This window comes from Pyrobaculum organotrophum, assembly GCF_055384425.1.
In genome coordinates, this window is the sequence record NZ_AP042430.1 from 907,801 (window position 1) to 929,336 (window position 21,536).

A 21,536-nucleotide genomic window follows, 5' to 3' on the forward strand; every position below is an offset into this window, starting at 1 on the left:
GTGGTGCGTCACATTTCCGTATTGCCTGGCTCATCACTTATATATTTATCATAGGTGGCTTTATATGGATGTAGCTGTTTTAAAAGCTGCAGAGTTGGTACATAAGTCGGCGTTTTGTATAGCATTTACGGGGGCTGGGATCTCTGCTGAAAGCGGCGTACCCACTTTTAGAGGTGCCGGAGGATTATGGGAGAGGTATAAACCAGAGGAATTGGCCACACCTGAGGCTTTTGAACGCAATCCAGAACTTGTCTGGAGATGGTATAGATGGAGACAGGAGTTAGTATATAATGCCGAGCCGAACCCCGGCCATTTGGCTTTAGCAGAGTTAGAGAATTTAGGAGTTATAAAAGCGATTATCACACAGAACGTAGACGGGCTCCACCAGAGAGCTGGTAGCAATAACGTAGTGGAGCTACATGGCTCTCTCTGGAGAGTTAGATGTGTAAAATGCGGCCTAACGTATAGATTAGAGCGCCCAGTGGAGGAGATACTCCCCAGATGTCCCAATTGTGGGGGTCTATTGAGACCAGACGTTGTATGGTTCGGCGAGCCATTACCTCAAGATGTGTGGAACAAAGCCGTAGAACTAGCGTATAAATCCGATGTAGTTTTAGTAATCGGTACTTCCGGCGTTGTATATCCCGCGGCGTATATACCACACATCGCAAAAAGAAATGGAGCATTAGTCGTAGAAATTAACACAGAAGAATCCGCTATTACCCCAATCGCAGATATATTCATCAAGGGGAGAGCTGGTGTAGTACTTCCGGCGTTGGTTAGAGAAATAAGGAGGAGGCTCAGCACCCGCCATGGGTAGCGTCACGTCTCACGCCAGCCATCGGCTCTTCACAGCCATGGCCCAAGGCTATTTAGTGTTTTTTAAATGTCCAAGTCAGACAATAAATACAAACACCGCTAGGTTTGTGATTGAGACTGGCGTATATACTTACGCCGGCTCTTGTGGCGTATCGTGTAAAAAGCGTATACTACGACATCTTGAACGGCCGGCCAAAAAGAGGTGGCACGTAGATTATCTACAATGTGAGACATTATATGCGGTTGTTGTGCCTTTTAGCGAAAGAGAGTTAGCGAAGAAGCTTGCGGAGGTTTGCGCTTATGTGCCACACTTCGGCTCTACAGACGATCCGGAGTCTCCCAGCCATTTATTTCGCTGTAACTTAGCCGAAGTCGTGCGCTATATCGGTTTGACAGTATAGGGTAAAGAGTTAATCAATTTGGCTAGGCCATTCTCTACGAGGTACTTAACAAAGGCGATGCCTTCCTCTGATAATCTAAGGGGGTCGCCCCCACCTCTAGCGCAAAGAGCTATCTTATATGGGGTTTTTTCACCTAAACATTCGACATATCTCCTTACTAATCTCTTGAATGTAGCATTGAGAATATCTATATACTCCTCTAGAGGTTTCCTTTCGCCGCGACCTGTATAAGCTATGTAATCTCTTAGTTTTCTTAGAGAGGCTAGAACTCTTATAAATGTGTTGACGCTAACGATCCAACTGTCAAGGTCGCCTACAAATATAACATTGTCTATACTATAACACGTGTGTCCCCAAGTATGAGAACCGCAGGGTATCACTCTAACCGACAAATCGCCGAGATCCACCCACCCTGCTGTGAATTTATATACCGTGCCGTTGAAAGGCGCTGTAGACACGAATGGCTTGTAATCTCTTGGCGCCCCAGCGCGTTTTAGTACAACTTCTGCGTACCTCGTCGCTCTATGGGCATTTGCAGCCATCCCGTACTCTATCGGGTTTATTATCACTATTTTTGCTTTGCGCGCTCCTGACACATGTCTCTCGTGGTGATGCGTCACTAATACGATATCAATGTTAACATCTTCAGGTGTGTCTACACCAAAAAATCCGTCACACGCCCATCCAACACCAGCTCTTGAAAACACCGCTTTTTATGTAAACCTTATTTAAATAATGCGTCAACACATATGTGAGTTGGGTTGAGAAGTTTCTCGTAGACGCTGAGAAAATGTTCCAAATTCCGCGAAGTGAACTAGAGAAGTTTGTTACATATATGACAGAAAATCCTGAGAAAGTCCAAGAGTGGGTCGAGAGACTTCAAATATCGACCATCGACTTCATAATGCTGGTCGCGGTTTATACATTATATAAAACAGAAGATAAGGTGCTAAGCATGCTTTCAGATATGGAACTTAAAGTAGATGAGACAATAGGGCTCGTGTCTACAATCATAGCCAACCTACTTAATGTACTCCCGCCAGAGGATAGAAAGCCTATCCTTGCTCAGTTGATACTGGCAACAGCCCTTCAGTTAGAAGATGCTGAGGTTAGAACCTCGCTTGCGGAGTATGTGAAAACTCTTCTCGAGAGGTGAAACCAAGAAATTTTTAACTCACCTTAGCCCAGTGGTTAGCCGCCGTACGGTGAGAAGATGGCAACTGAGACGTTTGCTTGCCCCTCCTCAAGTGCGAAACGACCTCCTCAGCCAGCGAGGCGAACTTAGAGCCGAGCTCTCTCAGCGCTCCGGCGGCGCGGGCGAGGGCGCCTTCGACGGCCTCTCCGGCAGACCTCAGCGCCTTGGCTAGAGAAGACAAGAGGCTCCTGTAGTAGCCGACGTAGTTCGCCGCCTCTGCCTCTAGCCTGTCGGTGACGCTGTGGACATATAGGGCGAGGTAGTGCTTCCTGCCTCGACGATATCAGCCAGGTGAGACTGCGCCAACTCGAAGTACTTCGGATCCGGCGACGTCTGCAGAGCAAGCGACGCCGTGTGTACAAGCCAAGCGGCGTTGTAAGCGGCGGCCTATCGCTGCAGAGCCTAAGGCCGAAGGTCTGCCCCGGCGGTGTTGTGTCCACAGAGGCGCCGTCAAGACGGCGCTTGTCGGGGGTAGCGTGGCTTCATAGGGAGAGTTTCACCAGCGCGTGCCGTATAATTAACTAAGAATTATTATATCGGAGACCTTTGCGTATATCTCTTACGACAGCCTTGTATTATGGGACAAATTTTTTAAAATACAACTTTTTCTATCCTGCCGCCGTAGCTCAGCCCGGTTAGAGCGGCGGAGGACTCGAGCGGGTCCGCCGAAGCTGTTAACCCGTAGGCTGGGCTTCAGGCGGAAGTCCCGGGTTCGAATCCCGGCGGCGGCGCTTTCGTATTTATATATGTGCCCTAAACTTATAGTGTCTTGGAGTAAGATACTAACTAGAGAGGGCTGGGCTGTTATTCAACGTGGTTTTGTAGCAACTCTATGGCCTCCAATCCCAGTGCCTATAGATAAGTTGGCCACATTTACAGATAAAAAGGTGAGGGCTGTTATAAACTACGTCACTCTTGCAAAAGACACATTGATGCCTCCAAAACTAATTATAAAGGCAAATGACAGAACATATGAGGTGCAATTAGTTGAGATGTACGAAGCCTATGGCTTAGTAGACGGAGTTCCGCATCTAGCGATGGTAAATTGTTGGTCTGAGAAATGCGACTTGTCTCCACTCTACGCACTAGCATATCCCACAGGTATAAAAGAGGTAGTTTATGGTTATATAAATGCTGAAGTATATGAGCGTTGGAAGCCTTTAGACCGTCAGCCAGGCCCAAACGCGTTGAAAATACTAGGCGATGTAAAATTAGCACAGTGTCTAGTTGAAAGTCGCTATATGTCTATAGAGTGTGGCGAGTCTGTAGAAGATGCGATTCCTCTAATAGCGCACTTTTTGCCGAGGATTTAAAAACTTCAACTCCATATTTTGTGTGAAATGTAAGATTTTAGTGGCAGATTTAGATGGCACGTTGACTCTGAGTAGAAACACCTACGAGCTTTCCGTAGAGGCGCTTTTGGCTTTACGTAAAGCCCGCGACAGTGGCTTAAGAGTTGTACTAGCCACGGCTAACGGTCTAGATTTTGCGCTTACTATAGCTAGGTATTTGGGTGTTCGTGACGTAATTGCCGAAAATGGCTGTCTTATTCACCTTGATGGAGTGACGTACGAGCTATGTTCCGGCGATATGTCTATAGTAGATAAGGTAATTATTTCAACAGGGGCTGTTATACCGAGTCCTCAGAATAGATGTAGAAAGTACGATATGGCATATATACCTCTTGTTAAAGACGCGCTAGAGAAAGTAAGAGCTGTTGTTGGTACTGGCTACATTGTCGAGTCTAGTGGATATGCAATACATGTAAGACCTGCCGGAGTAGACAAGGGAGTTGCTGTCAGTTGGCTCTGTAGAAAACTCGATGTCTCGTGCCATCAAGTTGCTACGGTTGGAGATAGTGATGTAGATGTAGGGATGTTAAGTATTGCATGGGGTATTGCCGTTGGTAATGCCACAGAGGCTGCCAAAAAAGCTGCACGTGTGGTTGTCGAAGAGCCAAGCGGCCTTGGCTTTAAAGAAGCCGTCAACCTAATTCTCTCAGGAGACGCTTGTACCCCTTAGTATATATACGTCGAAAGGCCCTATTTCTTGTCTTTCGGCATTTTTAAATGTGCTTCCCTTGTAGTTAGATAGCCCTAGAGCGTCTATGAGTGCGTTGTTTAAAAACGTCACTATCTTGTCTCTTGGAATTATGTAATATATCTCGTTTGCAACATTCTGTAATAGCGCTAAATCTGCGCCTCTTTGACACACAATAGCTGTTTCAAATTTTCCATATTTTTCAGAAATCTCTCCCAACTTCTCTAGAGACATGTTCTCAAAGGCGTAGAAACTGGCTGCGGCGAGCTCTCGTCCAATAGGTGCTGTGGCTAAGGGAATTAGAGAAAGTCTATCTATCTCTAGCGCAATTATGTCGTCTCTTTCTTCTACAATAACTAAGTCTCTTCCAGCAATAGACATAAGCTCAGAGGAGAAGCCGCATGGGAACCACCCAGCTACGAGAGTTAGGCCGCCGTATTTCAATAGCTCCTGTACTATAGTTATACGCATTGTTTGAAAAGCCGAGGTGTAGATATAGAGCGCTCTTTGAATATCCTGGTTTATTCTATCGAATTTCTTGCCAAGTATTAGATATGGAAAAATTAGTTGTTGAAATAATGTCGATACAGCTTCTGCAAGCGGAGATAACTCTTGAGGGGATACACGTACCCCCTTTCTATATTTATCCCACTTTTTCTGAAGGACGCCAATATCTACAAAGAAGTCTATGAGAGATTTAACACGGGGACTTGGCTTTATCTCCTCTAACTCTAAGAGGAAAGCCGATATAGGCGTGGAAACTATACCTGCTATAATGTCGTCACGTGGGATCATACGTTTTCCTCTATTGGTCTGTATAAAATCTCTATGTTGTCTTTTAGAGCAGATATGTAGTATATCTTAGACGCGCCGACTGCAACTGCTATCTCATCTCCCTCTACGAAAAGCCCTAGCTCTTCTGCTAAGTCTCGTTTATTGCCGACTAATACTACTTTTCTATATGGCGTAATACCTCTATCTAGCAGTGCGCTGTGGAGTTCTGCAATAGCATAAAGCGAGGATTGATCAGTTAAGTCGTACATATAGATCATTAGATCGACGTAAAACGACCAAGCTCTAGAGAAGTTTCTCGCCACCTCAGTAGCCACTTGGCCTGGTACATCTATAAAATCTATCTCTTTGTCGCCTAGATATAAGCGGTATATGCCGGGCCTAAGAGTCGCCCTGGGTTTAAGTGAAAGACCTAGTAGTCTAAATACGTAGGTAGTTTTTCCAACTCCGCCGACGCCTAATACAGCAACTGAATACCGTCTCACGGCAAAGATTGGAGCAAATTCTCGACTCTAGCTCTTAGCTCTTCTAGTGTGTTACGGATAGTCTTTAGTTTGATACAAAACTCCCATTTTGTCTCTCCCGTTATACATCTCAAAGTCTCAACGTCTATTTTTGCAACTGACACGTATTAGCCAGAGACCAAAGATATATATGAATAACCCATAGGATAGAACCGCTACTATTATAACCACATCGCCGACTGTAAAACCGCCGATAATCCTCTTTCTAAGAAGCGGTAGCATTATTGAGCCTGTTGTAAACAGTAGGAGAAGAGCTGCGTAGGAGGTTAATACAAGATACAGAGCTCTTTTCATATGGGAAGTTGTAACGCCTTAGTAACCACTACAAGTATCAATGTTAACGCCGAAGTTACGCTAGTTATTAAAACGAGAGATTTGAATATATCATATTCCGTCATAGGCCTATCAGCTACTATTAACCTCACTAGCGATATTATGGGCGAAGAGCAGTCCTGCGAAACCATACCGTTAACGAGCATGGTCGGCCTTTGTATCTTCTCACGCCTTCTGATACCTCCTGAAGAGAATATAATTAACGCCCCATTTACCACAAAGGGGAGGGCTGCCAAAATTAGGTAGGGAACCATGTCATATATCACAGCTAGAGTTGACAAATTGGCCCCCAAAAAATAGCTACCCACATTACCATTGAATGTCTTGGCGGGATAGCGGTTATAGAAATACAATGCGGCAGAGGCTGCCACATGTACTGCATATAAAGAGACAGCCTCTATCTGTCCTCTGATAATAGAAATAATGGCTAGAGTACTCCCAATTACTATATTTGCAACTGGAAGAAAGCCATTAACAGGGTCTAGCATATTAAAGGCATTTGTCAAAATAGGTATAGCTAATACAGCTAGCCACCCAGTGGAGCCGTAGAAAAGCCCTATAAACGGCATAGTTAACCTTAGTTTATTCTCTAAAGCCCGTGCCAACATCAATGCTAGAAAGAAGGGAACAAACACTCTTACATATTCACTAACTCCTTTTATATCGTCTAAAAGGCCTAATATGCCTGTGAGTATTATGATAATGAGTAGGGGCAACACATCTCTAGATTGGGGTAAAACTATCATGTAGCCAGAGACGGCGGAAACCATAGCGATAAGGCCGCCGGCGCGAGGGACGCCGTCGATACCTTTGTAGATATCTCGCGACGTCAGCCCTATCTTCCTCTGGTAAGAGATCCACCAGTTGCCAAAAAGAACACCCATGACAAATGTGATAGCTATGGAGAGAGTTTCAATTAACATATCACAAAGCCTTAAGTAATATCGGTAGCACTAATGTTGCCTCTGCGAATATATACACGGATTTTGCCGTCGGTTTAACTTTCCCCCAACTTATAGCTTCTTTCGGTCTAGCGCCACTAAGTGAGCCGTCGTATTCTACGGCAGTTGAGATATATACGACATAGTCTAATCCTCCCTTAAACTGGGCCCACCAAATTACGTGATGCTTACTAATGCCGCCGCCTACGATTAAGGCAGCCGATTTCTTACTGTTGTACACCAATTCTCTCAACATTTCCTCATCTTTTAAAACGTCTATGTGTAACCTAAGTCCCCCCCTTCTGGCTCTTGCCAGTTCGTTACATGTTAACAACGCAGTGCCAACTGCGCCATCTACAAGTCCTGGCACAAATATCCTTACGCCAGCTCTAGCCGCAGATCCCAATATCGAGTCTTCAGGCATTTCTCTCCCAAATTCCTCGGCTATTTCATATGTGCCAAGAGATCTACCGCCTAGCTTTTCACAGAGCTTAAGTACAAACCTCTCTACAAAGGGGCCATACTCCTCTCTCTTGATTACAACATTACCAAGCCTGTGTAATCCTCTGTTTGCCAACTCTACATCGTCGAGGTCAAAAGAAGCTGGAGAGTACACAGCCCCCATGGCTTTTGCTATATCGTGGTCAAGCGCCCCAGCTGTGGTTATTACTACGTTAAAAAACCCTTTTCTCAATGTCTCGGCGATAATTTCCCGTAAACCTGTGGCTACTAAGTTGCCTGTAAAAGAGAGAAAGCGTAAATCTGCCTCTTTAATAGCCTCTTTTAGTATATCATAGGCCTCTACAACGTGGAGAGCTTGAAATCCGCCAACTTTTCTATATAGCTCTATAATCTCCCTCATTTAATGATCTTCACCTCTTCAACAACACCTATTTTCTTTAGTTCTTCTATTGTTTCCCTTATTTTTCTAATTGTAACGCCCAGCTTCAAGGCAATTTCTTCGAGTGAATGTACTCCATCTATGAGCTCTGCCACTTGTCTGAGCCACTTGTCCTCTAGAGCTTTGTTTTTACCTGGGAGTGGTATTTCTTTGCCAGGTATCTTGTAGAGGAAGAGTTTGTGACTACGCCAATCTTCATATATCTCCTCTATGACAATAGGGCGCCACCCTGGCACTTCAAAATCGTGGGTAACAACTCTTGCCGCAGGTCTTAACTCTTTCTCAAGCTTAGGTCTTAACCGCTCGTTGACGCTAGTCAAAAGGTACATTGTTACTACATCTGCATCAGTGAGAGGTACATCGTAAAAACTCGCGTTTATTATTACCGCTTTATCAGATAGGCCTAGGTCTTTGATACGTGTCATAGACTGTTCGTATAGATCTTTCCTAATTTCAACTCCCACAGCCCTAGCTCCGAACTCTTTCGCGGCTATAATAACAACTCTCCCATCGCCAGACCCTAGATCATATACAACCTCTCCTGGCTGGACTTTAGCTAATTGAAGCATTCTACGGACGACTACCTCCGGTGTTGCTACGAAAGGCACATCGTACATAAAGCCAACGACGTCAGTATTATATAAATTTATTAAGGGGAGATCCCAGAGCCAAGGGGGTGTCTCGCTCATATATCGCCTTAGGTTGAAAACTTTATAAGCTGTAAAAAACTTAGCGACGTGCCACATAGATCTCGTCACAAAAAGGGGCGTTCGAGATCTGTAAGACCCGCCCATCCAACAGTGCCTACTTGGATACAATATACACCAGACGAAGTTGAGCAATTAGTTGTGGAGTTAGCACGTCGCGGCTTTCCCCCTTCGCAAATTGGAATAATCCTAAGGGATCAATATGGCATCCCTCTTGTAAAGCCTATAACTGGCAAAAAACTTACAAAAATTCTAGAAGAGCACGGTATAAGACAAGAGATTCCGGAAGATTTGTTAAATTTAATAAAGAGAGCCCTGAGAATTAGAAAACATTTAGAGGAGCACCCCAAAGATATGGCGTCTCGAAGGGGGTTGCAACTTGTAGAGTCTAAAATACATAGATTGATAAAGTATTACAAGAGAGTTGGTAAGTTACCAAAGGAATTTGTCTATAACCCTGAGGCTTTGTCTCATCTGGCGACCTAGCTTTAAAAGTACTTGGGCTATTTCTACGTGGATTTCAAAAACTTCGTCATCGACCACATCGACAGGGTGCTAGAGTATCTAAAACAAAATCCGCTTATTATTTACACTAGAAGATCCGTAGACGCATATCTCGCTACTTATGCTTTAATAGAAGCCTTTGGCGAGACTGCACAACTATCAGTTGTAGATTGGCCGCCCAAAAGCGGCATCTGCATAGGATTCAAATGTGAGGGGATGTATATAACAGAGCGTGAGGTTGGCATAGACAACGATAGATACAATGTCGAATTTACATCTATAAGTCATCTTGTTGCTATAATCATACAATCACTTTCTCCGCTTGAAGAACGTATACATAGAGCGCTCTATGCAGGTCATTACTCTTGGTCTGTTGACTATTGTGAATATAAATGTCCAATTCCCAAAGAGCTTTTAAAAGGAGATGAAAAACTGGCAATAGTCTTTCCATTTCTTGACACTTTACCTGTGGAAAAGGCCTTATCGCTATCTACCCTGCCTATACTCCCGGGGATCACAGGGCGTGGAGCAGAGAACTCAAAGTCTATAGCTTCCATGTCGTCTGAGGAAGCGGTCTCCCTTTTAGACCGGGCTCTTGGCGTGGTTTATAACGAGGGTTTCCATACCGCCGTTTTTGACAAGGCAATAAAGCCTTATTCATTTACGTATAAACCGGCAGATATTGCGATAAGAATAGAGGCCGATTTAGCAGGCTTTATCAACAGAGACATAAGCGTCTACGTTTCAAATCTTGCGGAGACTTTCTATCTGCTTTTGAAAAAAATAAAGGATAGCGTTATAACAATTCAAAATCCATTCTATATCTACAAAATTCCGCCATATTTATCCTATTATATGAAATTAACAGAGTGGATTATACTAAAATACGAAACTACAAGAGGCTTTATTCTTGCAGTGATACCTCCTATGAACAAGAGAGATATGCTAAAGAATTTTGCAAATGTGTTAAGCGAAATCGGCCAGACACTAGTATTTCCAACGCACTTCATAGCTTATATCGAATCAGACAAATATGCCGATTTTCTAAAGATATATGAAGAAGTTAATAAGTAGAATAGAGACGCCACTAGATTGTATCTTTAAAGACGCGCTAAGTCCAGATGATATAGAACTTCCAGAAGATATGGAAATACATTACGTTTGTACAAACGACCGGCTCCATATACTCATTTACTATACCGTTGAGAATCCCGAAGATATTTTAACTCTAAAGAACACAATAGACGACATAGTTAGGGCTCTTCAACTTATCGAAAAGTCTATTCCTCGGTAATCTTGCCGCTTGGAGGCCGTATGTATTTTCTTAAATCTTCGGCATATTTCTCTAAGTTTTCAGAAATATAAATAGGCGCACCTACTCTTACAGCAAGTGCCACAGCGTCGCTGGGCCTTGCGTCAAAAGTATGCGTTTTTCCCTCTTTGTCGCGTATGTATACAGTAGCTGTATATGTATTAGACACCAACGCGTCAATAGTAACTTTCTCAATAACCACGCCCAGAGCTTCTAGGATATCAACGAATAGATCATGGCTTAGGGGGCGGGGGAAGTCAACCTCTCCAAGCCCTTTTTTTATAGATAAAGTCTCGGCAGATCCTATAATAATAGGAACCGCTCTATCACCCCACTCATCAGCCCCTATTAGCATTATGCCCACAAGCTGTCCATAGGAATCAACAGTCTCTATAACGCTGATAAGCTCCGCCTTGAGATATCTAACCATTGCATAATAAGTATTACATCTTTAAATCCTTTTACCGTCTGTCCCCAGGCTATTGCACCTAGGGACTTCCTCTCCGCCTACGTCTTCATCGGTATCCAAGACACCTCGGGTGTGGGGCCCTTCTTAGCCTGCGTTTTCTTCCATTTCTTCTTCGGCCCTTTGCCATTCTCTTCTAAGTCTTCCATAGAGAATAGTCGGTTTAAAGTCAGCAGAAGAGCTGTCTCCCCACCGCCTTTCTCTAAACCACGGCGTTAAAACGCCATAGGAGTTTTATTGGAAAAGCTCAGTGGGCAGACACGCCGCCCGGCATGTACAAACGGGGGATGGCCTAATTGTACAACATGCGACAGACTTAGCGGACTAGAAAAAAGTACAAGATGTAGAGGGGGATGTAAGTATGACAGACATGCTAACGGTAATTATTGGGTGCGGATCTTTACCTCAAGAATCAAGTTTAATATAACGGGCCCTACCTATGTCATGACGATAGGTGATGAGAAACGGCTTATGACATGGTGAAATGTCCTAAACCAGGCTGATTAATCGCTCTCTCTCTCGGCTTCTTGTAGATTTTCGAGTAATTGTCTTCTTAACTCCTCTACCTCCTCCTGGTCGTACTCAATTTTTCTCTCTTCGGCGACCATAACTCCTCTCTTTCTCTCTTCCGACACTTCTGACCGTTGCCTATAAGCCTCTTTTGTTTTTTCTGTAAGTTTTACCTCATAGCCGCATTTTGGACATTTCAGTACCGTGATGCCGTCTTTTTTCTGCGGGATCATCAAAGTTCCGTCTCTAGGACAAAACCGCATTCCTATGGTTGTAATATTAAGTATTTAAGCCTTACCTCTTCCATCTATAAAAACATTTATAGTCTATATATCATAATTACATATGAGACTTCTCCTCCTCGGCAACGAGGCTCTCGCATATGGCTCTTTAGCTGCCGGCGTCGCCGTCGCCACAGCCTATCCAGGAACCCCCTCTACTGAGGTATTAGAAACGCTGGAAGAGTTTAAAGACAGATTTGTATATTGGGCGGCAAACGAAAAAACGGCATTTGAGTTGTCCTACGGCGCAGCGCTTGCAGGTGCAAGGGCTCTAGTTGCCATGAAACACGTAGGTCTCAACGTTGCGTCAGATCCTCTTCACAGCGCCGCTTATACAGGAGTGGAGGGCGGCTTCCTCATAATTACCGCTGACGATCCCTGGATGTACTCTTCTCAAAATGAACAGGATACCAGGTGGTATGGTTTACAAGCGTATATACCTGTGCTAGAGCCATCAAATCCTGTAGAGGCTTATAAAATGGCAAAAGATGGTTTTGCCCTTAGCGAAAAGTTAAAGCATCCAGTTATGTTAAGAAGTGTTACTAGAGTTAGCCATGTAAGAGCGCCTGTAGAGATAGAACATCCAGCTCCGCCAAAATGGGGCAGATTTACAAAAGATGTAAAGAGGTTCTGTCTTGTACCTACAAACGCCAGAGAGAGAAAAAAGGCGTTATTAGAAAAGTGGGAGAAAATACAAGATATTGCAAGTGAGTATATACAAACGGAGGGTTCTGGCGATGTATTTATTGTCACATCTGGCGTTGCGTATAATTACGTCAAAGAAGCTGTAAGACGCTTAAACATCAAGGCGGTAATTGTGAAATTAGGGATTGTCGTACCCACGCCCAGGAAAGTAGCCGACATAGTTGACAAATCCGCTGTTGTGGTCGAAGAGGGAGATCCCGTGTTGGAACTCCAGCTGAGAAGTCTAGGCATATCCACAAGAGGGAAGCTAAACGGATATTTCCCTAAATTTGGGGAACTTGATATAAATAAGGTCGCGATGGGAATCGCAAAGGCAGTGGGAGTACCATATAACCCACCTCAACCTCCGAGACCCCCTCTTGAGCCCCCTCCAAGACCGCCTGTTTTATGTCCCGGTTGTCCACATATGGCTACCTTTTATATACTTAAGGTTGCGACTGCTGGATTAAATCCGGTGTGGTCTGGAGATATTGGCTGTTATTCTCTTGGCATTAACATGGGCCAACAGGATGTAATAACGCATATGGGTTCTTCGGTGGGGCTGGGCTCTGGGATTACGGTTGCGGGGCGACACTTTGTGGTAGCTACAATAGGCGACTCCACTTTTTACCACGCCGCGTTACCCCAACTAATTGATGTGGTGGGGAAGTCGATACCTATTCTCATTGTAGTTATGGATAACTCCTATACGGCTATGACAGGAGGCCAGCCTAGTCCCAGTAGATTTTTACCGGCTGAAAAGATAACAGAGGCGCTGGGTTTGCCTACTTTTGTCATAGACCCCGTTGACGTTAAGAGATCTATAGAGATTGTTAAAAAGGCTGTGGAGATTGTAAAAAACGGCAAGCCCGCTGTTGTCATCTCTAGGAGGCCTTGCGTATTAATGGCCATTCGTAAGGCTAGAAGGTTGGGAGTTCAGATACCTAAGTATCAAGTTGACTTAGAGAAATGTAAATCATGTGGTTTATGCTATAATTTATTAAAATGTAGCGCTATTTCGAAAAGACCGGACGGGAAAGCGTATGTCGACCCTGCGTTATGTGTAGGTTGTGGTGTATGTGCGGAAATATGTCCGTTTAACGCCTTTAAACTTGAAGGTAGAAAAGAAATTTGGCTAGAGATATGGAAACAAGCATAGTTATTGTAGGAGTTGGTGGACAGGGAGTATTAACTTTGGCGAGATGGTTAGGCGAGGCGGCAATGACAGAAGGCTACGACGTGAGAATTGCTGAAGTACACGGCATGAGTCAACGTGGCGGTTCTGTGGAAGTTCATGTGAGAATAGGCAGAGAGGTGTACGCCCCAATAGTTGAGGAGGGTGGCGCAGATTTTGTCATAGCGCTTGAGGCCCTAGAGGCGCTTAGGGCATATCGTTATCTTAAACCAAATGGCATACTAGTTGTCAATAAGAGAATAATTCAGCCGCCTGGGAAATGGTATAACTTAAATGACACATTAGACGCAATTAGGAGATCTGGCATAAAAACATACATCGTGCCTTGTTATGACATAGCTCTAGAGCTAGGCTCTGTCTTATATGAGAATTCCGTAATGTTAGGCTTTGTCTCTAAATTGCTTGGCCTCTCTATGCCGCCATCTTTAGATGAAAATAATAGAAAGGCATTTTTAAGAGGTATGTCCTTAGTCTAAGATTCTCTTTCCCCCTATTAACAACCACCCCTCCTCATCTATATCAATAGAACCTCGCCAAGCGCCCCTCTCTACAAGTCTCTTAAAGAGATCCTCTGGAGGAAGTGGAGTCTCAAAAAACTCCAAGACTCTCTCCACGTCGCGTCTGAGGTATTCGAGTTCTTTTGGATGTCCGCGTCTGACAGCAGAGCCCCAGTCGATAATCCACGGATCTTTCCCGTCGTATAATATATTAAATGGACTTAAGTCGCTGTGTACAAGTCCTGCAAATATATATGTTTTCTCAAGATTTTTCACAACTTCGTAGAATACGTGGTCTGGATCTTCAAGATTTTCTAATCCCACATCTGCTAAAAGAGGGGCGGGAGTTTTATCAATGCCAACAAATTCCATTGCCATAACATTTCTATAGAAGCCGTACGGCTTTGGCGTTTTAACTCCAGCGGAATATGCCCTTGATAAATTTCCAAACTCTTTCCTACACCATGTTTCTACCAAGTGTAACTGGTCGCTTATCTTTAGTCTTCTAAATCTTGGATCTCCCAAGATATAGCCGTATCTACTCTTTACAAATCTTATTAAGATAGGATAAAACACCTTTAAAACAGCGTATGACTCTCCTCTTTTTGCTAGTATTATCTTTGCTTCCTTTCCCTGACCTATGGCGCCTAGCACATCATCGATAACTTTCCTCTCCTGTAATTTAACTATAGCAGCCCATGTATAGGCATTTATGGCATCATCTACAATTTTGAAATAGTCGCTATCTTTCTCAGTCTTAAAACGTCTCACGTGAATCTTTGTAAACGAATTTAAATTTCTTGCCTAATTATAGTGTGGCATCAGATTACTTAAGAGGAGAAATACTACAGCCGATTGAAAAAAAGAGGATAAAAGCGGCGAGAGAGTTTGTGAAACTTGTAGATGGCAGATTTGGAGCTAGGGTAGAATTAGACGAGAAAGAGCTCTATATCAAAGTAAAGCCAGGCCCCGATGTAACAGTGGATTCTGTGCTTAAACTAAGGGAGATGATTAAAGCCATAGCGCTTGGATTCACGCCAGAGCAAGCACTTGAGTTAGAGAACGATGAATATACACTCGTCGTAATAGATCTAAAAGAGTACACAGATAAACCAAATCACTTGAGACGTATTAAAGGCAGGATAATTGGTGAAGAAGGTCGCGCAAGGCGCACGATCGAGTATCTAGCAGAGGTACATATGGTAGTGGGAGACAACTACGTGGCTATCTTAGGCAAGATGGAGGATGTTGAAATAGCAAGACGTGCGGTAGAGATGTTAATCGAAGGTAAGAAACACAACACGGTGTATAAATTTATCCAGGCTACAAAAGGCCGTGGTAGTTAAGAAGCGGCTACTGTTTCTGTTGTTAATTCTTTTACCGTGGTTTGCTCCTCCTCTGGCGGGTATTTTAACACCTTTATCTTAGCTATCTCAACCTTTCTCAGCGGGGCGATTTTCTTTCCTGCCACAAAGAGATCAGCCGTAAGTAAGCCTTCAAGCACCTCCTTTAGGAATTGGCCTATGTCCATTTCAGAGGCTTTTCTAGTCAATACATCAAACATTCTCTTTCTCATTGCCGACTTTTGGGCAGAGCCTATCCTATGTGTGGTTATTGCCAATACCGCAATTCTCATAACCCACCCATCTTTTGTCTTTACTTCTACAATGGCTGATACTTTACTTGTGCCTTTTCTTACAAGAGATCTTATATAATCTCTTGTAAGCTCTAACCCTTTAAATCTAGTAATGGCCTTTAAGCCATCGACTTTACGTATCTGAAACTTCAATTTAATAGGTAGATGTGACAAGTCCTTGGTGATGTCAAAAAGCGAAACTTCAAGAGTTCTTAACAACAGTTTCTGAGGTTCTGAGGCTGGTACTTCTGCTAAAAATACTCCACCAAGATACGAAGGCGCATATACGCTGAACCATTTCTTTAATGCCCAAGGATCTCGTTTAGAAATTGTAACTCTCTCCTGTGTGGCTACAGCTTTCTGCTTCTCAGACATTGAAAAAAGCTGTGTACTATGGAATATAAATTTTACGACCACCTCCGTGTTTGTGCAGGATTACACGCTAAAGCCACAACACCGTTTAGCCAGAGCCTGCCGGTATACCACACAACAAGGTTCGTATAAATTGGTAAACAATAAAATCAAGAACACTCTTACAAAAAATGACTTCTCCACGGCGAGTTTTGTCCACGGTATCAGCAGGTATTTAGATATCACCTTTTCTATCTGCACCTTTTGTTAACAAGTCATACTACCTAGGCTAAGACAGGAGGCAATACCTAGGGACTGTTAGATTTTTGGTTTCGAGAATACTAAGTAGTTAAGAAAAATTTCCAACCCACTAAGTTTACCCTTTGTAAATGTAAATAAGTTGTGCTAACGCCATATTTATGCAGTCGTCAAGTGTTTCAAATCCATATTTTTTACATATTCTTGTTATTTTTTCTAGCTCATTTTCAGAAATAGGTATGATAATCTGTTCCATGGCTTAAGCTATGGCCAAAGTTTTATACCCCCTTTACAAAAAACGTACACGTAAACATATATATACGACTCTCTTTACCCCTCTCAATGAGGGGGTTTTCGCCTAGGATTTCCGCGTTAAGGGAGTCGCCAACTCGGAAGATCGACGAGTTACGTGAGAGACTAAAAAGAGAGAACCGAGACGTGATTCTGTTGTCTACAGGCCAGCCTAGTATTCCCCCTCCTCGAGAGGTGAGAGAAGTAATGAGAGAGCTTCTCAAAATAGATTCTATGGAACTCTATAGTTATACGCCTTCTCAAGGCATCTACGAGGTTAGGCAAGCGATTTCCGAGGATTTGAAGAGGCTAGGAGGGCTCGATATTCCTCCGGAGCAAATTGTGTTAACCGCGGGCGGTCAAGCCGCTATGTTTTCAACGCTTGCCACGCTGTTAGAGCCAGGGGATGAGGTCGTTGTGACAGATCCGACATACTTCGGCTACAGACCTCTTATTGAGTACTTCGGCGCCACCGTAAAACCGGTTAGGACAACTCTTGAAAACGGCTTTCAGCCGGAGCCTGAGGTGCTGAAGTCTGCAATTGGTAGGAGAACTAAGGCCGTTATCTTAGTCTCCCCAGATAATCCAACAGGCAGAGTTCTAAGAGAAGATATTGCAAAAGCTATTGCGGACTTGGCAAGAGACTACGATTTTTGGATTATTACAGACGAGGCTTATAAGACATTAATATATGAGGGGCATCATGTCTACATCTACAAATTCGCGCCTGAACATACAATTTCGATAAACACATTTTCTAAGGACCCGGCTATACCTGGATGGAGATTAGGCTATGTATACGGCCCCCCAGAGGTAATACCGAAAATAAAGCTAATGAATGAAGAAATGGTATATTGCCCCCCGTCTTTTGCACAGAGATTAGTGTCTATATATTTACGTTCTGAAGTCAGAATGAAGTATATCAGAGAAGTTGTTGAGATATACCGCCATAAAAGAGATATCGCTGTTTCGGCGTTGAGAAGATATGTGCCAGAGGCTAGATTTATTGTACCTTCGGGCTCTATGTTTATATTCGTCGACCTTTCTAGATATATCTATGATGGTGAAGAGTTTGCCAAAAAACTACTGGAGAAGTACGGCGTGGCAGTAGTGCCTGGGTCGTATTTTAGTGAAATATATAGAGCTGCTGTGCGTATATCCTTTGTAACCGAAACTCCTGAGAGAATTGAGGAGGGTATTAGAAGAATAGGCGAGGCTGTGACTACCGGTTTAGAAAAACCATAGCTATTTTAATATACTGGCCAACCTTTCTTTTATTTGCGTTAGCTCTCTGCGTAGTTGCTCTATTTCTTGTTTAAGTTTTGCATTCTCATCAGCCAGCTCTTGGCACTCTTTCGGCACCGATACCTGGTGGCATCTGTCGCTTCTCACCCAGTAGTAGAATTCTGTTCTGTCCTTATGCCATTTCAACTCTCCCGTCGTTATATCTAACTCTATTTCTGTAATTATCATAAAAATATCGCCTTTGTCTAACCCATACTTTGGCGCAAGTTCGTTGAAAAACCAATCTTTTAAAGCGTCAAAAATCTCCCTACTACTTTTCCTAAATTCGCTTGAGTCTCTAATCTTATTAAATATCTCGTCCCCCTGGGGGCCGAACTTCTCCTTTAATGAGCCAGCAATGGCTCCAAATAACAGCCTAAAGAAATCTGGCCTTCCCCCCACGCCATATCTGCCGAAGAGACGGCCTGCTGACGTCTTACCGGTATTCCATCTTAGAACTAATACTTGCCTACCGCCGCGTTCCTCTATGTGAGCGCGCTCTACAGTTTTCTCTTCTTCTGCCATAAGTTTATCAGTGTGTATTTAAATAAAAATCCGTTTATAGACCGTGTATTACAACAGGGTGTTTCGTGGAGAATTTGCCAGAGGTTGCGAGCTCTGTTTACTAGGCGCTAAAAGTGTTATATTTATAACAGGTTTGTGCCCCCTTAGCTGTTTCTATTGTCCTATTAGTAAGGAAAGGTTTGGAAAAGACGTAATATATGTCAACGACATCCCCGTGGATAAAATAGAGGATATACCAAAGGTGGTGGCTGAATACTCTTCAGAAGGCGCGGCGATAACTGGCGGAGATCCGTCAGTTGTTGCTGAACGTGTTAAGATAGTTGCAGACCTCTTAAAGAGGGAGTTTGGCGAGGACTTCCATATCCACATGTATACACACATACTAAATCTCGATGGAAAGAGAGTTGGAATTATAGCGTCAAGTAGAGTAGATGAGGTGCGGATACACATCACATCCGTTAAGCAACTTCAGGGCAGAGAAAAATATGTAAAGGCGTTGGTCGCATCTGGTAAAACTATTGGTGCGGAGGTGCCAGCGTTGCCGGGCTTTGAACAACAGATTGCTGAAGCTGTGAACGCCCTTGTGCCATACATAAGTTTTGTAAATATAAACGAGTTAGACATCTCTGAGTCTAACTTAGAAAGGCTAAAGGCTATGGGCTACAAAATCGAAGGCCATAGTGTATATGGTAGTTTAAAGGCGGCAGAGAGGATAGCGGAGATGGTGAAGGCGCCTGCACATATATGTACTAGTAGGTATAAAGACACGATACAGATTGGCACACGACTCTTTAGACACATGATGACTATAGCAAAGCCCAATGAATACGTCCAAGATAACGGCACTGTGATATACGACGAGGACGGGTACCACCCCAACAGCTTAAATGCGAAGAAGATAAGAATTAAACTAAGCGTTGGCGTAAAAACGTTAGAAGTCCTCTAGGTTACAACTGAAAACCTTGTCCTTTAGGACGGGAGCGCGGGCCGTACATTGTTGCGTAAAGCCGACAGTTGGTTTTTAAGGGTAGTAGTTATATTGTGAAAATTGCTATTGTGATGTTGCTCCTCGTTTCGTTAACATTTGCAATTTCTAATGCAACAGACCCTTTCGTAAAAATATATAAGACAATAGATAGTATCTTATCGTCTGTTGATAATTTTCTTCAAAATCTAAAAGATATCTTGAAGATACATATAGCCTCTATGGCAAAGACGTTATCTGTAATATTGGGGCTAATTGGTGCATTTCTATACTTTTCCGGTATTAATAAATACGGCGGACGTGGTATGATCATGGGCGCAATCGTAATGTATCTATTAGCAGAATTTGTAAATAATCTATGATTATTTTTATATAATAAATTAGTACCTCAATTTAAAATATTTGTTAACAAACTGTCTATCCGCTTGTGCAGAATCCGCACTATGAGGTCTCGGGCGTTATCCCTTTCCGAGGTTAATGGTCGGTTTGTCGTAACGTAGTAAGACTCGATTTTTGTTGGCAGTGGAGTCTTATATCCAATGTAGTTATGTTTTGGTTATGTTTATTGTAGTGTTGAATTGCTTGTGGAGTCTCTCTGAGTACTCCACCGTTTCTGTGAATTTCGTTGCATATCAATGTCTTTGACGTGTCGTTCTTATCTACGACATACTGCCATACCCCATATTCCGCTAGCTTCATTGAATCTCTCTACTGTTGTCGGCGATTTCGGATGTTTACGGCGTCTTCATTTTATGTATCCTATACAACGTCCTCGGTATACCCAGCGTAGATCTCGGCGACACCCCTATCTTCGCTGTCTCTGTTTAGTTCACGTAGATGGCTAAGAGAGCCTTACAGTTATAGATTATTTAAAAATTTTTACTAATTTAACCTAAACTTATTTCATTTCTCTATGTGATATGAGAAAAAACATTAGTGATGCAGTACCTACCAGCGAATTCCTGACGTACTGTGTACAAAGTACAAATAGATAGGTTTAGATTTAGTCGTAAATACGCTCTAAAAGACGTGTGACCATAGAACGCTATAAAGCTTATAAAGTAAGAAAATCAAGAAACAAGGGCCGGTAGTCTAGCGGAAGGATGCCCGCTTGGCGTGCGGGAGATCCCGGGTTCGAATCCCGGCCGGTCCACCTTTACGGGGGGAAAGTCTCGTCTTTCAGGGCTGGAGAGGTCGTTGTCCGTATTTTCATACGGTAGATGTATAGACTGTGTAGATCAAAGAGGCTTTACTCTTCAAGAAGGGTTATAGTCGCCTAGCCCTGCGCCCGACGACTCCGAAGTATCTTGGATACCCACGACGGCGTGAGCGAGATTGTCACTTTCTTCTATCTTGTGAACAATGTGCTATAAAGCGTTTTATCGCGTCTGCTATGGCTTTTTGATGTTCAGGTGTTTGAGGGCTATGTCCCATGTTTTCGATTTCCACAACTTCCAAAGGGAAGTTGAACTTGTCTGAGAGACCGGCTAAGATATCTATTTGCGTTCTAGGGACTACACGGTCTTTTGTCCCCCTTATATAAAGTACAGGCGGCATACCGCTACCTATAAAACGCGAAGGAGATGTTTGTTCAAGCTTATTTCCCAGTGCAGCTAATTCGTTTGCTAGTTTATTCAGGTAGGGGTCTCCAGACTGAAGCATATACTGAAGTTGCAGCCTTCTGTCTACAGGCGCCGCGATAGCTACTACACATCCGACGGCGCCAGGATTCTTAGCTGCAAGAAGTAATGCCACAGTTCCGCCCATGCTGTGGCCAGCTGCTATGGCTACAGGCAACTCCTTAAGACCAGTCTCATAGCCGTCTTCTACGTCCCTAATCTGAGGCGCCACGACCTCATGTCCGGTCTCCTGTAGAGGTTGTATTAACCACAAGATATTTTCTGGAGAACTTCCGCGTCCGTGGAAAGCCAACGCTTTCGGCATAACAACGACTATTTTACAATCTTTTTAAAAACTTTAGCCTAAACCTAATGTTTAGCAACGCAAAGAAGGTACATTTAAAAGCCAGGGGTGGACTATGGAAACTTGGCTTAGATCGCCGTTATTAACATGCGGAAGTTGTATTAAAAAACTCCTTTAAGAT

Annotated in this window: 28 protein-coding genes and 2 tRNA genes; 16 read left to right on the forward strand and 14 right to left on the reverse strand. The window is 43.4% G+C overall.

The features are described 5' to 3' along the window. Positions 1–64 precede the first annotated feature (64 nt). Both cobB and ACZ49R_RS05435 read left to right on the forward strand, forming a co-directional pair. Entirely contained in the window at positions 65–820 is a 756-nt protein-coding gene (gene cobB / locus ACZ49R_RS05430) for an NAD-dependent protein deacetylase (protein ID WP_464734038.1), read from the forward strand. After that, positions 813–1,220: a GIY-YIG nuclease family protein gene (locus tag ACZ49R_RS05435; RefSeq protein ID WP_464734039.1), complete on the forward strand. Its 408-nt coding sequence runs from the start codon at positions 813–815 to the stop codon at positions 1,218–1,220. Before cobB ends, ACZ49R_RS05435 begins: the two co-directional genes overlap by 8 nt. On the opposite strand, the gene ACZ49R_RS05440 is transcribed toward ACZ49R_RS05435, so the two are convergent. After that, on the reverse strand, positions 1,199–1,927 hold the full coding sequence (locus tag ACZ49R_RS05440) for an MBL fold metallo-hydrolase (protein ID WP_464734040.1): 729 nt from the start codon (positions 1,925–1,927) through the stop codon (positions 1,199–1,201). The genes ACZ49R_RS05435 and ACZ49R_RS05440 overlap by 22 nt on opposite strands. Positions 1,928–1,971: 44 nt before the next feature. On the opposite strand from ACZ49R_RS05440, the gene ACZ49R_RS05445 reads away from it, so the two are divergent. Then, positions 1,972–2,376: a hypothetical protein gene (locus ACZ49R_RS05445; protein ID WP_011762542.1), complete on the forward strand. Its 405-nt coding sequence runs from the start codon at positions 1,972–1,974 to the stop codon at positions 2,374–2,376. A 13-nt stretch (positions 2,377–2,389) separates the two neighbouring features. Here the strand turns inward: ACZ49R_RS05445 and ACZ49R_RS05450 are convergent, their stop codons facing one another. Further along, positions 2,390–2,596, reverse strand: coding sequence for a hypothetical protein (locus tag ACZ49R_RS05450; RefSeq protein ID WP_464734041.1), 207 nt, complete (start codon positions 2,594–2,596; stop codon positions 2,390–2,392). A 434-nt stretch (positions 2,597–3,030) separates the two neighbouring features. Here ACZ49R_RS05450 and ACZ49R_RS05455 point away from each other — a divergent pair. The 3 genes from ACZ49R_RS05455 to ACZ49R_RS05465 all read left to right on the forward strand — a co-directional run bounded on the left by ACZ49R_RS05455 (position 3,031) and on the right by ACZ49R_RS05465 (position 4,437). After that, positions 3,031–3,146, forward strand: a tRNA-Asn gene (locus ACZ49R_RS05455). A 33-nt stretch (positions 3,147–3,179) separates the two neighbouring features. Next, positions 3,180–3,728, forward strand: coding sequence for a hypothetical protein (locus tag ACZ49R_RS05460; protein ID WP_464734042.1), 549 nt, complete (start codon positions 3,180–3,182; stop codon positions 3,726–3,728). Positions 3,729–3,750: 22 nt separating this feature from the next. After that, complete coding sequence (locus tag ACZ49R_RS05465) at positions 3,751–4,437, forward strand: phosphoglycolate phosphatase (RefSeq protein WP_464734043.1); 687 nt, start codon at positions 3,751–3,753, stop codon at positions 4,435–4,437. Here the strand turns inward: ACZ49R_RS05465 and ACZ49R_RS05470 are convergent. The 6 genes from ACZ49R_RS05470 to ACZ49R_RS05495 form a co-directional block, all read right to left on the reverse strand. Then, positions 4,414–5,250, reverse strand: a complete 837-nt coding sequence (locus tag ACZ49R_RS05470) for a hypothetical protein (protein WP_464734044.1) — start codon at positions 5,248–5,250, stop codon at positions 4,414–4,416. The two genes, ACZ49R_RS05465 and ACZ49R_RS05470, sit on opposite strands and share 24 nt — an antisense overlap. Further along, the gene (locus ACZ49R_RS05475; protein ID WP_464734045.1) at positions 5,247–5,732 is read right to left on the reverse strand and encodes a Rab family GTPase; all 486 of its coding nucleotides are present in this window, start codon (positions 5,730–5,732) and stop codon (positions 5,247–5,249) included. The genes ACZ49R_RS05470 and ACZ49R_RS05475 overlap by 4 nt, the downstream gene beginning before the upstream one ends. A gap of 117 nt (positions 5,733–5,849) precedes the next feature. Beyond that, positions 5,850–6,065, reverse strand: coding sequence for a hypothetical protein (locus ACZ49R_RS05480; RefSeq protein WP_464734046.1), 216 nt, complete (start codon positions 6,063–6,065; stop codon positions 5,850–5,852). Continuing rightward, positions 6,062–7,027, reverse strand: coding sequence for an MraY family glycosyltransferase (locus ACZ49R_RS05485; protein ID WP_464734047.1), 966 nt, complete (start codon positions 7,025–7,027; stop codon positions 6,062–6,064). The genes ACZ49R_RS05480 and ACZ49R_RS05485 overlap by 4 nt, the downstream gene beginning before the upstream one ends. Position 7,028: 1 nt before the next feature. Next, positions 7,029–7,907, reverse strand: a complete 879-nt coding sequence (locus ACZ49R_RS05490) for a deoxyhypusine synthase (RefSeq protein WP_464734048.1) — start codon at positions 7,905–7,907, stop codon at positions 7,029–7,031. Continuing rightward, a complete protein-coding gene (locus ACZ49R_RS05495) occupies positions 7,904–8,563 on the reverse strand; it encodes an SAM-dependent methyltransferase (RefSeq protein ID WP_464734049.1) in 660 nt (219 codons plus the stop codon). Before ACZ49R_RS05495 ends, ACZ49R_RS05490 begins: the two co-directional genes overlap by 4 nt. Positions 8,564–8,683: 120 nt before the next feature. Here ACZ49R_RS05495 and ACZ49R_RS05500 point away from each other — a divergent pair, with 120 nt between their 5' ends. The 3 genes from ACZ49R_RS05500 to ACZ49R_RS05510 are packed head-to-tail and all read left to right on the forward strand — an operon-like array spanning position 8,684 to position 10,451. Beyond that, complete coding sequence (locus tag ACZ49R_RS05500; RefSeq protein WP_011762532.1) at positions 8,684–9,139, forward strand: 30S ribosomal protein S15; 456 nt, start codon at positions 8,684–8,686, stop codon at positions 9,137–9,139. 27 nt (positions 9,140–9,166) lie between these two features. Further along, positions 9,167–10,231 (forward strand): hypothetical protein, encoded by a 1,065-nt coding sequence (locus ACZ49R_RS05505; protein WP_464734050.1) that lies wholly within the window; start codon positions 9,167–9,169, stop codon positions 10,229–10,231. After that, a complete protein-coding gene (locus ACZ49R_RS05510) occupies positions 10,212–10,451 on the forward strand; it encodes a KEOPS complex subunit Pcc1 (RefSeq protein ID WP_011762530.1) in 240 nt (79 codons plus the stop codon). The genes ACZ49R_RS05505 and ACZ49R_RS05510 overlap by 20 nt, the downstream gene beginning before the upstream one ends. On the opposite strand, the gene ACZ49R_RS05515 is transcribed toward ACZ49R_RS05510, so the two are convergent. Together ACZ49R_RS05515 and ACZ49R_RS05520 are read right to left on the reverse strand one after the other, a co-directional pair. Next, on the reverse strand, positions 10,438–10,899 hold the full coding sequence (locus ACZ49R_RS05515) for a bifunctional nuclease family protein (protein WP_011762529.1): 462 nt from the start codon (positions 10,897–10,899) through the stop codon (positions 10,438–10,440). The two genes, ACZ49R_RS05510 and ACZ49R_RS05515, sit on opposite strands and share 14 nt — an antisense overlap. Before the next feature lie 539 nt (positions 10,900–11,438). Next, positions 11,439–11,708 (reverse strand): DNA-directed RNA polymerase, encoded by a 270-nt coding sequence (locus ACZ49R_RS05520; protein ID WP_011762528.1) that lies wholly within the window; start codon positions 11,706–11,708, stop codon positions 11,439–11,441. A gap of 82 nt (positions 11,709–11,790) precedes the next feature. Here ACZ49R_RS05520 and ACZ49R_RS05525 point away from each other — a divergent pair, with 82 nt between their 5' ends. Together ACZ49R_RS05525 and ACZ49R_RS05530 are read left to right on the forward strand one after the other, a co-directional pair. Further along, entirely contained in the window at positions 11,791–13,569 is a 1,779-nt protein-coding gene (locus ACZ49R_RS05525) for a thiamine pyrophosphate-dependent enzyme (RefSeq protein ID WP_464734051.1), read from the forward strand. Further along, entirely contained in the window at positions 13,554–14,081 is a 528-nt protein-coding gene (locus ACZ49R_RS05530; RefSeq protein ID WP_464734052.1) for an indolepyruvate oxidoreductase subunit beta, read from the forward strand. Before ACZ49R_RS05525 ends, ACZ49R_RS05530 begins: the two co-directional genes overlap by 16 nt. Here ACZ49R_RS05530 and ACZ49R_RS05535 read toward each other — a convergent pair. Next, on the reverse strand, positions 14,073–14,873 hold the full coding sequence (locus ACZ49R_RS05535) for a serine protein kinase RIO (protein WP_011762525.1): 801 nt from the start codon (positions 14,871–14,873) through the stop codon (positions 14,073–14,075). The two genes, ACZ49R_RS05530 and ACZ49R_RS05535, sit on opposite strands and share 9 nt — an antisense overlap. A gap of 44 nt (positions 14,874–14,917) precedes the next feature. Here ACZ49R_RS05535 and ACZ49R_RS05540 point away from each other — a divergent pair, with 44 nt between their 5' ends. Beyond that, positions 14,918–15,448 (forward strand): KH domain-containing protein, encoded by a 531-nt coding sequence (locus ACZ49R_RS05540; RefSeq protein WP_464734053.1) that lies wholly within the window; start codon positions 14,918–14,920, stop codon positions 15,446–15,448. On the opposite strand, the gene ACZ49R_RS05545 is transcribed toward ACZ49R_RS05540, so the two are convergent. After that, positions 15,445–16,113 carry a 30S ribosomal protein S3ae gene (locus ACZ49R_RS05545; RefSeq protein WP_464734054.1) on the reverse strand — a complete coding sequence of 223 codons (669 nt, stop codon included), beginning with the start codon at positions 16,111–16,113 and terminating at the stop codon, positions 15,445–15,447. The two genes, ACZ49R_RS05540 and ACZ49R_RS05545, sit on opposite strands and share 4 nt — an antisense overlap. Positions 16,114–16,689: 576 nt before the next feature. On the opposite strand from ACZ49R_RS05545, the gene ACZ49R_RS05550 reads away from it, so the two are divergent. Next, positions 16,690–17,883: a pyridoxal phosphate-dependent aminotransferase gene (locus ACZ49R_RS05550; RefSeq protein ID WP_464734055.1), complete on the forward strand. Its 1,194-nt coding sequence runs from the start codon at positions 16,690–16,692 to the stop codon at positions 17,881–17,883. On the opposite strand, the gene ACZ49R_RS05555 is transcribed toward ACZ49R_RS05550, so the two are convergent. After that, a complete protein-coding gene (locus ACZ49R_RS05555; RefSeq protein ID WP_464734056.1) occupies positions 17,884–18,447 on the reverse strand; it encodes a transcription factor in 564 nt (187 codons plus the stop codon). A 43-nt stretch (positions 18,448–18,490) separates the two neighbouring features. Between ACZ49R_RS05555 and ACZ49R_RS05560 the strand changes: the two genes are divergently transcribed. The 3 genes from ACZ49R_RS05560 (at position 18,491) to ACZ49R_RS05570 (ending at position 20,585) form a co-directional block, all read left to right on the forward strand. Then, positions 18,491–19,393, forward strand: a complete 903-nt coding sequence (locus ACZ49R_RS05560) for a radical SAM protein (protein WP_464734057.1) — start codon at positions 18,491–18,493, stop codon at positions 19,391–19,393. A 95-nt stretch (positions 19,394–19,488) separates the two neighbouring features. Then, positions 19,489–19,794: a hypothetical protein gene (locus ACZ49R_RS05565; protein ID WP_053240308.1), complete on the forward strand. Its 306-nt coding sequence runs from the start codon at positions 19,489–19,491 to the stop codon at positions 19,792–19,794. Positions 19,795–20,513: 719 nt separating this feature from the next. Continuing rightward, positions 20,514–20,585 (forward strand) — tRNA-Ala (locus tag ACZ49R_RS05570). Positions 20,586–20,770: 185 nt separating this feature from the next. Here the strand turns inward: ACZ49R_RS05570 and ACZ49R_RS05575 are convergent. Further along, positions 20,771–21,376: an alpha/beta hydrolase family protein gene (locus tag ACZ49R_RS05575; protein WP_011762518.1), complete on the reverse strand. Its 606-nt coding sequence runs from the start codon at positions 21,374–21,376 to the stop codon at positions 20,771–20,773. Positions 21,377–21,536: the final 160 nt, after the last annotated feature.